The sequence below is a fragment of the Pseudomonas californiensis genome, assembly GCF_021147775.1.
Classification (GTDB): domain Bacteria; phylum Pseudomonadota; class Gammaproteobacteria; order Pseudomonadales; family Pseudomonadaceae; genus Aquipseudomonas; species Aquipseudomonas californiensis.
In genome coordinates, this window is the sequence record NZ_JAGTPK010000068.1 from 1 (window position 1) to 9696 (window position 9696).

General features: G+C 55.9%; 10 protein-coding genes. 3 read left to right on the forward strand and 7 right to left on the reverse strand.

What is annotated here, in order from left to right; genetic code table 11:
• Positions 1–148 precede the first annotated feature (148 nt).
• The 5 genes from coq7 to hemJ all read right to left on the reverse strand — a co-directional run bounded on the left by coq7 (position 149) and on the right by hemJ (position 3650).
• Positions 149–796, reverse strand: coding sequence for a 2-polyprenyl-3-methyl-6-methoxy-1,4-benzoquinone monooxygenase (gene coq7 / locus KDX37_RS28185; RefSeq protein ID WP_231656485.1), 648 nt, complete (start codon positions 794–796; stop codon positions 149–151).
• Between the two features lie 123 nt (positions 797–919).
• Complete coding sequence (locus tag KDX37_RS28190) at positions 920–1258, reverse strand: histidine triad nucleotide-binding protein (protein ID WP_231656486.1); 339 nt, start codon at positions 1256–1258, stop codon at positions 920–922.
• A gap of 101 nt (positions 1259–1359) precedes the next feature.
• Positions 1360–2136, reverse strand: a complete 777-nt coding sequence (locus KDX37_RS28195) for an SDR family NAD(P)-dependent oxidoreductase (RefSeq protein ID WP_231656487.1) — start codon at positions 2134–2136, stop codon at positions 1360–1362.
• Between the two features lie 55 nt (positions 2137–2191).
• Positions 2192–3112: a DUF805 domain-containing protein gene (locus tag KDX37_RS28200; RefSeq protein WP_231656488.1), complete on the reverse strand. Its 921-nt coding sequence runs from the start codon at positions 3110–3112 to the stop codon at positions 2192–2194.
• Between the two features lie 109 nt (positions 3113–3221).
• On the reverse strand, positions 3222–3650 hold the full coding sequence (hemJ, locus tag KDX37_RS28205) for a protoporphyrinogen oxidase HemJ (RefSeq protein WP_231656489.1): 429 nt from the start codon (positions 3648–3650) through the stop codon (positions 3222–3224).
• A gap of 134 nt (positions 3651–3784) precedes the next feature.
• Here hemJ and argC point away from each other — a divergent pair, with 134 nt between their 5' ends.
• Both argC and erpA read left to right on the forward strand, forming a co-directional pair.
• The gene (gene argC / locus KDX37_RS28210) at positions 3785–4819 is read left to right on the forward strand and encodes an N-acetyl-gamma-glutamyl-phosphate reductase (protein ID WP_231656490.1); all 1035 of its coding nucleotides are present in this window, start codon (positions 3785–3787) and stop codon (positions 4817–4819) included.
• A gap of 117 nt (positions 4820–4936) precedes the next feature.
• Complete coding sequence (gene erpA / locus KDX37_RS28215; protein ID WP_231656491.1) at positions 4937–5287, forward strand: iron-sulfur cluster insertion protein ErpA; 351 nt, start codon at positions 4937–4939, stop codon at positions 5285–5287.
• A 73-nt stretch (positions 5288–5360) separates the two neighbouring features.
• Here erpA and KDX37_RS28220 read toward each other — a convergent pair whose 3' ends face one another.
• Together KDX37_RS28220 and KDX37_RS28225 are read right to left on the reverse strand one after the other, a co-directional pair.
• Positions 5361–6455 (reverse strand): anhydro-N-acetylmuramic acid kinase, encoded by a 1095-nt coding sequence (locus KDX37_RS28220; protein WP_231656492.1) that lies wholly within the window; start codon positions 6453–6455, stop codon positions 5361–5363.
• Positions 6456–6458: 3 nt separating this feature from the next.
• Entirely contained in the window at positions 6459–7886 is a 1428-nt protein-coding gene (locus KDX37_RS28225; RefSeq protein ID WP_231656493.1) for a peptidoglycan DD-metalloendopeptidase family protein, read from the reverse strand.
• Positions 7887–8088: 202 nt separating this feature from the next.
• Between KDX37_RS28225 and tyrS the strand changes: the two genes are divergently transcribed.
• Positions 8089–9300, forward strand: a complete 1212-nt coding sequence (gene tyrS / locus KDX37_RS28230; protein WP_231656494.1) for a tyrosine--tRNA ligase — start codon at positions 8089–8091, stop codon at positions 9298–9300.
• The last annotated feature ends 396 nt before the right edge of the window (positions 9301–9696 follow it).

A 9696-nucleotide genomic window follows, 5' to 3' on the forward strand; every position in this document is an offset into this window, starting at 1 on the left:
AGCTAGCGTGTAATCGCGCTGGCTACGCCTTTTGCCTGAGTCCATTGAATCCTCCTGAGGAAAGGTCAGAAGGTGTAAACCTTATTCAGGACGGGACACGTGACAAAAGAAAGGCGCCTGAAGGCGCCTTTTTTTGTACCCGTCCGGATCAGATGCGGTACGTGCTTTTGGTCATGACCTTCGCCAGCACGCTCATGCCAAACTTGATCGGTCCTGGAAAGCGGAACCCTCCGGCCTCCAGCGCCGATTCGGCATGGTGCTCTTCATCGCTGAGCATCTGCTTCAGGATGGCCCGGGACTTTTCGTCCTCGGGTGGCAGTTGCTCCAGATGCTCACTCAGGTGCTTGCACACCTGATCTTCCGTCGCTGCCACAAAACCCAGGCTCACCCGGTCACTGATGATGCCTGCCGCCGCACCCATCCCGAAAGACAGACTGTAAAACAGCGGGTTCAGAATGCTGGTATGGCTGCCCAGCTGATGAATGCGTTGCTCGCACCAGACCAGGTGATCGATCTCTTCTTGCGCCGCGTGCTCCATGGCTTTACGCACTTTGGGAAGTTTCGCGGTCAGCGCCTGGCCCTGGTAAAGCGCCTGCGCGCACACTTCGCCAGTGTGATTGATGCGCATCAGACCCGCGACGTGGCGCGTATCGGCATCATCCATCTTATGGTCAGGTTGCACGATAGCAGGGGAGGGACGTTGCGAGTGTCCATTGGACGGTAGCAGCGTACGCATCGCACTGTCGGCCTGCAGGAGCAGGCGATCAAGGGGGGAATAGTGACGTTCGGTAGCCATTGGCGCCTCCGGAAAAACCATGGAAGGCAGTTTACCCCAATCGAGGAACGGAGGCTCGGGCTGCGTCAGCCTGCCAGTACCTCCTCGGAGGACTGGCAGGGGCCAAGCCGTTGAAATATCGAATCAACCTGGCGGCCAGTTCATCTGACGCTGACCCAGCACATGCATATGAATGTGATAGACGGTCTGGCCGCCGAGCTCATTACAGTTCATGACCACACGAAAACCGTCTTCGCAGCCCAGTTCTTTGGCCAGACGCTGAGCGGTGAACAGGATATGGCCTGCCAGTCCTTTGTCTTCTTCGGTCAGGTCGTTCAGGGTGCGAATGTGCTTTTTGGGAATGACCAGAAAGTGCACCGGTGCCTGGGGGGCGATGTCGTGGAATGCCAGTACCTGATCGTCTTCGTAAATGATTTTGGCCGGAATTTCCCGGTTGATAATCTTGGTGAACAAAGTATCCACAGCCGTTTCTCCTTGTAGGTTGATGGGCATGCCAGATGCTGCTGAGCGCTGATACGGCAAAGTGTACTTAGCGGAATAAATACCGCCCAGCCCTTTGTCGCTCAGCGCGGGCAATACTTCTTGTTGATATAGCCGCTGATCTGGCGCGCCAGCCAGCGCGATACCAGGCGTGGGCTGAGCGACCAAAGCGCGTTGCTGCGGCCCGGTATGATCACCGCTCGATTCTTCGCCAGCGCGCGTACGGTATACAGCGCGACCTCTTGCGCGCTGATCAGCTTTTCAGTGTTGACCTGAAGCTGTGCCGTGCGGAAAAACGCCGTTCGTGTTGGTCCGGGACACAGGACTGACACATTGATACCCGCTTTTTTCACTTCTTCACGCAAGCCTTCAGAAAAATGCAGGACATACGCCTTGCTGGCGTAATAGGTGCTCATCCACGGGCCTGGCTGGAAGGCGGCGATCGATGCAACGTTGAGAATCTGGCCGCCGCCCTGGATGGCCATAAGGTTGCCCACGGTGTGACACAACCGCGTGAGGGCCAGAATATTCAGATCAATCAGGTCTTGCTCGGCGCCCCACTCCTGCGCGAGAAAAGGTCCGCAGGTGCCAATGCCAGCTGCGTTGACCAGTAGATCAATCTGGTGCGCGCCATCTTCAAGCTCAAGCAGAAAGCCCGAGAGTCGTAGCGGTTCGCCCAGATCGCAAGCGCGGATCAGTACCTCTACACCGAAACGCTGGGTGAGTTCCAGCGCAATGGTTTCCAGCAGGTCGCGTTGTCTGGCTACCAGAATAAGGCTGCGACCACGACGTGCCAGCGCTTCGGCCATGGCCAGGCCTATGCCGCTGGATGCGCCGGTGATCAGGGCGTAACGGGTCATGCATTTCTCCATTGAGCGTATTGCGGTCGGCAGTCTACCGGGCCATCGACAAACATTACTTGTCGTTTTCTTCTTCAGAGGCTTGTTCAGCGTTTGACGGTGCCTGTTGCAGGTCCTCACTCTGGTTTTCATCGTCGTAAGGCAGGGACTGCTCATACTCGTTGGTCTTGATCTCCACTTCTTCTCGAAGTGAATCAATACCACCACGAATACCGCCAATCAGGAGGATTGGGATCAACAACAGCCACAGGCTTGCGGTTACCTTCACGGCTCGTGAGTTTGGTGGTGGAGGCGCGCCGTATTTGTTCGGCCCCCTGGTGCCTGGCAGCAGCATCATGAGAATCGGGAATAAGCTGCCGACAAAGGGCACGATGGTCAGCAGCAAAAGCCATCCTGACCAGCCCATGTCATGCAGCCGCTGGACACCTATCATCGTGCTGACCACTGCAAATGCCATGACCAGGACCGCAGCCAGCAAGCCGCCGCCGACCAGCGTCATTCCAATGACCGACAGGGTGACGAGGAACGCTGCCAATCCGGCCCCACACAGACCCATTGTCCATGCCAGGTAACGAAGACGGCCGATTCGGCCCTGAACACTGAACACTTTCAGCGTTGAGTGCCCCGTCAGTTCCGGACCTACCTGGGATTTTGGTGGTGCGTAAGGCGAGAAATCCTGCGGAGGAGAGGGCGTCGAATCTTTCGTCAGGGAATTGGCCTCGTTCATGCTCAGAGTGATGGCCGGGTCGGCTTCAATCCTGGCTTCGACGCCCGCCTCGTTGAGCGCCTTGATATAGAGCTCGGCTTCTTCGTAAGGCAGGCCACGCTTGAGCGTAACGGGTTGACCGTTGAACAGCTTCTGGACGGCCGTTGGCTCACTTTTGAACAGGCGGGCGAGGTTGTCTTTTGCGGTGTCGATGTCGACGCCATGACGCACCTGTCCTTCAAACATGATCTTGAAGTGGGTATCAGTCATACGGCAGCGCTTCCTTGTCTGGGGTAAAAGAGCGAGAGCAGGCGGCTCTGCGGGGCAAAGCCTCCTGTCATCATTATGAGGTCAGGTCATTCCTTAATCAGGCACAAGATCAGAACGGTTTTACAATCACCAGGATGACGATGGCGATCAGAATTAGCACGGGTACTTCATTGAACCAGCGATAGAAAACGTGGCTGCGGCCATTTTCTCCGCGTGCAAAGCGTTTGACCTGCGCGCCGCACACGTGGTGGTAGCCAATCAGCAGAACCACCAGCGTCAGTTTCACGTGCATCCAGCCCTGGCTGAAATAGCCGCCGGGATTGAAACTGATCAGCCAGCCGCCGAAAATCAATGTGGCGATCATCGCAGGGCCCATGATTCCTCTGTAGAGCTTGCGCTCCATCACCGCAAAGCGATCCCGGCTCACCGCGTCCTCGCTCATCGAGTGATAGACGAACAGCCTCGGCAGATAGAACAGGCCAGCAAACCAGCAGACCATCGAAATAATGTGCAGCGCTTTGATCCATAAATAGAGCATTTTTCAGTTATTCCCAGTTTCACGGTGGCCGAATAGTAGTGGCTTGTACGTCCATACGTCACGTTGTCGGTTGTCGCAGACGCGATAGCCCCATATTATCGACCGCTTTCCAGTTGTTTCGTTGAGGGCAGGTTATGGTCAAGGTCGGTATCGTCGGCGGCACGGGTTACACCGGTGTCGAGCTGCTGCGTCTGTTGGCACAGCATCCGCAGGCAGAAGTGGTAGTGATTACCTCTCGCTCGGAGGCCGGCCTTCCAGTTGCCGACATGTACCCGAACCTGCGAGGTCACTACGATGGCCTGGCGTTCAGCGTACCTGATGTCGAAACTCTGGGCGCTTGTGACGTGGTCTTCTTCGCCACGCCACACGGCGTGGCTCATGCTTTGGCCGGTGAATTGCTGGCAGCCGGCACCCGTGTGATCGACCTGTCTGCCGACTTCCGTTTGCAGGATCCCGTAGAGTGGTCCAAGTGGTACGGCCAGCCTCACGGCGCTCCGGAACTGCTCCAGGATGCGGTGTACGGTCTGCCTGAGGTCAATCGCGAGCAGATCAAAAATGCCCGTTTGATCGCAGTGCCGGGATGCTACCCGACCGCAACCCAATTGGGTTTCCTGCCATTGCTCGAAGCCGGTATTGCCGATAACAGTCGTTTGATTGCTGACTGCAAATCCGGTGTCAGTGGCGCAGGGCGTGGCTTGAGTATCGGATCGCTGTATTCGGAAGCCAACGAGAGTTTCAAGGCGTATGCCGTCAAAGGGCATCGTCATCTGCCTGAAATTACTCAGGGGCTGCGCCGTGCAGCTGGCGGCGACGTAGGCCTGACCTTCGTGCCGCATCTGGTGCCTATGATCCGTGGTATCCACTCCACACTTTACGCAACAGTCACCGACACCTCGATAGACTTGCAAGCGTTGTTCGAGAAGCGTTATGCCGATGAACCTTTTGTGGACGTGATGCCGGCGGGTAGCCACCCGGAAACCCGCAGTGTGAAAGGTGCCAACGTCTGCCGTATCGCTGTGCATCGTCCCCAGGGCGGTGATCTGGTTGTCGTGCTTTCCGTGATCGACAACCTTGTCAAAGGCGCTTCGGGTCAAGCTGTCCAGAACATGAACATCATGTTTGGTCTGGATGAGCGCTTCGGGCTGTCGCATGCGGGTATGATGCCTTGAGTCATCAACCGGTTGTGCAAGACCACTGCTCTGCAAATAGTTGACCGATTTTCTAGGAGAAGCGGATAATGGCCGTCATTACGCATTACGACGGCTTTTTGCCGGGAGATATCTGACATGAGTGTCGAATCCTTCACGCCCACGGCTTTGGAATTCACCCCAGGTGCAGCGCGCAAGGTGAAAACTCTGGTCGATGAAGAGGGCAATGATCGCCTTAAGCTGCGTGTCTTCGTGACCGGCGGCGGTTGCTCTGGCTTTCAGTACGGTTTCACGTTCGATGAAGACGTTGCAGACGATGACACCATCGTCGAGCGCGAAGGCGTCAGTCTGGTGGTCGATCCGATGAGCTTCCAGTATCTGGCGGGCGCTGAGGTGGATTATCAGGAAGGGCTTGAAGGCTCGCGCTTCGTGATCAAGAACCCGAACGCTTCGACCACCTGCGGCTGTGGTTCGTCGTTCTCGATCTGATTGCACCGCAGACACAAAAAAACGCCGCTCAATGAGCGGCGTTTTTTGTTGTGGCTAGAGGTGGGCATTGGGGTCAAGCAGGATAGATTGCACCCAGAACTCGAAGGCCTTTCGCGCCAGTCACTGAAGGACGATTGGCGGGGACGCTTTCGAGGCAGCAATGAGCCAGCCATGCAAAGGCCATAGCCTCTACCCAATCAGGGTCCACGCCGAATTCGGCTGTGCTGGTGACGCTGGTTTCGGGCAGCAAGGCCGCCAGTCTATCCATCAATGCCTTGTTGTGCGCTCCACCTCCGCACACCAGAAGCTCTTTGGTGCTTGATTGCGCAGACTTCAGCGATTCGGTGATTGTCAGGGCCGTCAGTTCGAGCAGTGTCGCCTGAACGTTTTCCGGCGCAAGTGTCGGCAGTTGGAAAAGGTGATGGTGCAGCCAGCCCAGGTTGAACACTTCCCGGCCGGTACTTTTCGGGCCTTTGGTCAGGAAGAATTGATCGCTCAACAGCTTGCTCAGCAGCGCAGGGTCAACCTGGCCACTGGCGCCCCATGCACCGTCCTTGTCATAGTTCTGGCTGCGTTGCGACTGTATCCAGGCATCAAGCAGCACATTGCCCGGCCCACAGTCGAAACCGGATACCGGACGATCAGTCTCGATCAAGCTGAGGTTACTGAACCCGCCGATGTTCAGGACGGCGCGACGGTCCTTGTTGTCATCAAACAGCGCTTCATGGAAGGCGGGCACCAACGGCGCGCCTTGACCACCCGCTGCAATATCGCGGCGTCGGAAGTCGCTGACCACGGTGATTTCAGTCAATTCGGCCAGCAACGCAGGGTTGCCGATCTGAATACTGAAACCGCGCGCAGGTTCGTGACGAATCGTTTGCCCGTGGCTGCCTATCGCACGGATCTGCCCTGCGACCATGTTCTGGTCTGCAAGCAATGCCAATACACCTTGCGCAACCAGCTTGCACCACTTTTGCTCCGCCAGGGCCGCGCGGGTGAGTTCGTCCGGACCGCTGGAGCATAACCCCAGCAACTCGGCGTGCAGGTCTTCCGGCATGGGAATGTAATGAGTTGCCAGAAGTCTTGGTCGGTCATCCTGCTCCAATAGGGCGATATCAATCCCATCGAGGCTGCTGCCGGACATCACACCTATATAGAAGAAGGCCATGGGTTACCTTTTATTCGAGGCCAGGGTGGTGGCCTTTTCCTGGTCCATGCGCGCCATCAATGGCTGGCTTTGCTGCATGAACCGCTGTTTTTCGGATTTGGCGATCGGATCCGCCATCGGAAGTTTCTGCCCCAGTGGGTCGACGTGCACACCGTTTACCTGGAATTCATAGTGCAGGTGCGGGCCTGTCGACAAGCCGGTTGTTCCAATATAGCCGATCACTTGACCTTGCTTGACCGTTCCACCTGTCTGTACGCCTTTGGCAAAACCCTGCATGTGGCCATACAGCGTGCGGTAGGTATCGCCGTGCTGGATAATCACGGTATTGCCGTAGCCGCCACGTCGGCCTGCGAGCAGCACCTTGCCGTCGCCCGTTGCCTTGATGGGGGTGCCGCGTGGAGCAGCATAGTCGACGCCTTTGTGGGCGCGAATCTTGTTCAGAATGGGGTGCTTGCGGCCCATCGAAAACATTGAGCTGATCCGCGCAAAGTCTACGGGCGTACGGATGAACGCCTTGCGCATGCTGTTGCCATCAGCGGTGTAATAGTTGGTGTTGCCCTGCTTGTTGGTGTAGCGGACTGCCGTGTAGGTCTTGCCACGATTGGTAAAGCGTGCCGAAAGGATGTTGCCCGTGCCAACGCTCTTGCCATTGACGACTTTCTGTTCGTAGACCACGTCAAATTCGTCGCCCTTTCGGATGTCCTGCGCGAAGTCGATGTCGTAGCCAAAGATATTGGCCATGTCCATGGTCATGGTATGCGTCAGGCCCGCGCGTTGGGCAGACTGCGATAGGGAACTGTTGATCACGCCGTGAACGTAAGCATTACGCACATTGGGCTTGCTGACTTCACGATTGAAGGTAAAACCCGTGCCGGTTTTGGACAGGCTGATGGTCTCAAGCTCGCTGAGCTTGGTGTGCAACTGCTTGAGCTGACCATCGTTGGCGAGTTCGAACTGCAGGATCTGACCGTTTTGAAGCTTGGTGAACTGCTTGGACTGCTTGTCACTGGCCAGGACTTCATGGACGGTGGTTGCGGGCAGGCCGACCTTTTCGAACAGCGTGGAAAGCGTATCGCCCTTGGCGACAACGACTTCACGGTGATTGGGATTCCTGGCGACTTCAGGCGCCGGCTTTGTGGCTTCGGTCTGAGCGTCGACGGTTGCAGTGGCGGTGTCGGTATCAGTTTCTACCTGGGCAAACGGAGAAACAGCGTTTTCAGGTGTGGCTTGATCGGCCTGAGAAGCGTCTTGATCTTGTGCGTTCGAATCCGCAGGCATCTCCAGATCAAGCGCGAGATTGGTTCGTTTTGCTTCAACTTCGCTGGAAGGGAAAACCAGAAGCGCCAGGCTTAGCAGTGCAGCAATGCCGCTGGCAGCGAGCAGGTGACTCTTCGGATAAAGCGGGGGCGCTTTAGGCGGTGTGTCTATCATAGGTAATTTGACTTTGAAAAAGGTGAAATGGAAAAGATGAATGACATGATGAAGATGAAATAACTGTATAAAATATAACCAAAACCTGCTCGAAGCAACCCTTCCCACGTATCAGTCACTGATTCGTAGGCGAAGCCTGGGCAAAAACTTGTAATTGGGCTCTGATCTTGTATGGTTGGTTCCCTTTGAATTGGGGGCTGATATGAAGTCGGTTGAAGAGCAGCTGGCGCTGATCAAGCGCGGTGCGGATGAGCTTCTGGTCGAGGCCGAGCTGGTCGCGAAAATCAAGCGTGGCCAGCCGTTGCGTATTAAGGCAGGGTTCGACCCCACGGCACCCGATCTGCACCTGGGTCACACTGTCCTTATTAATAAGCTGCGTCAGTTTCAGGAGCTGGGCCATCAGGTCATCTTCCTGATCGGCGACTTCACCGGCATGATCGGTGACCCAAGCGGCAAGAGCGCCACGCGTCCCCCGCTGACACGTGAGCAGGTTCTTGAGTATGCCGAGACCTACAAGGCTCAGGTTTTCAAGATTCTTGATCCCGCCAAAACCGAAGTGGCATTCAACTCGACGTGGATGGACAAGCTCAGTCCTGCCGACTTCATTCGTCTGTCCTCGCAGTACACCGTCGCGCGCATGCTTGAGCGTGATGATTTCGACAAGCGTTACAAGAGCAATCAGTCCATCGCGATCCATGAGTTCCTTTACCCGCTGGTCCAGGGGTATGACTCGGTAGCGCTGAAGTCTGACGTCGAGCTCGGCGGTACTGATCAGAAGTTCAACCTGCTGATGGGGCGCGAGCTGCAGCGTGCTTATGGGCAGGAGCCGCAGTGCATTCTGACCATGCCTTTGCTGGAAGGTCTGGACGGTGTCAAGAAGATGTCCAAATCGTTGGGCAACTATGTCGGCATTCAGGAAGCTCCCGGCATTATGTATAGCAAGCTGGTGTCGATCCCCGATTCTCTGATGTGGCGTTACTTCGAACTGCTGAGCTTTCGGTCTATGGATGAGATCAACGGCTTCAAGGCTGATTGCGACGCGGGTGCGAACCCTCGCGACATCAAGATCAAGCTGGCCGAAGAGCTTGTTGCTCGCTTCCACGGCGAAGAGGCTGCTGCTACTGCGCACCGTTCCGCTGGTAACCGCATGAAGGAAGGCGAGTTGCCGGACGATCTGCCGGAAATATCAGTAAGCGCTGCTGAAGATATGCCTATCTCGGCCGTCCTTAATAAAGCAGGGCTGGTAAAGAATGCTGCGGTTGCTCGCGACCTGCTCGCTTCTGGCGGTGTGCGTATAGATGGTGAGGTAGTAGATAGAGCCTTTGTCTTCAAGGTGGGCGCCACTCATGTGTGCCAGGCCGGGAAGAAGGCTTTTGGGCGTGTAACCCTCGTTTCTGAAGAAAGTTCAAAATAAGGGTTGACGCCCTCTCTCAGGTGTCTATAATTCGCCCCACTTCCGGCGCAGACGGAAACGAAAAAGCCTTGTAGATCAACAGGTTGCAAGGGTTTCTCGAAGAGAGTCAGCGAGGAAGGAGGTCGATTGAAAGTTGATCGACAGCGGTGAGAAAAAAGAGTTTGACATGCGGTTGTAATGCTGTAGAATTCGTCTCCCGCTGACGAGCAACGCGAAGTTGATCGAAGCGCAAGTGGTTGAAGTTGCAAAGGAAACTTTGAAAACTTCCTGAAATAACCGCTTGACAGATACAGAGGACGCTGTAGAATGCGCGCCTCGGCTGAGACGAAAGATCTTAACCAACCGCTCTTTAACAACTGAATCAAGCAATTCGTGTGGGTGCTTGTGGTGTCAGAC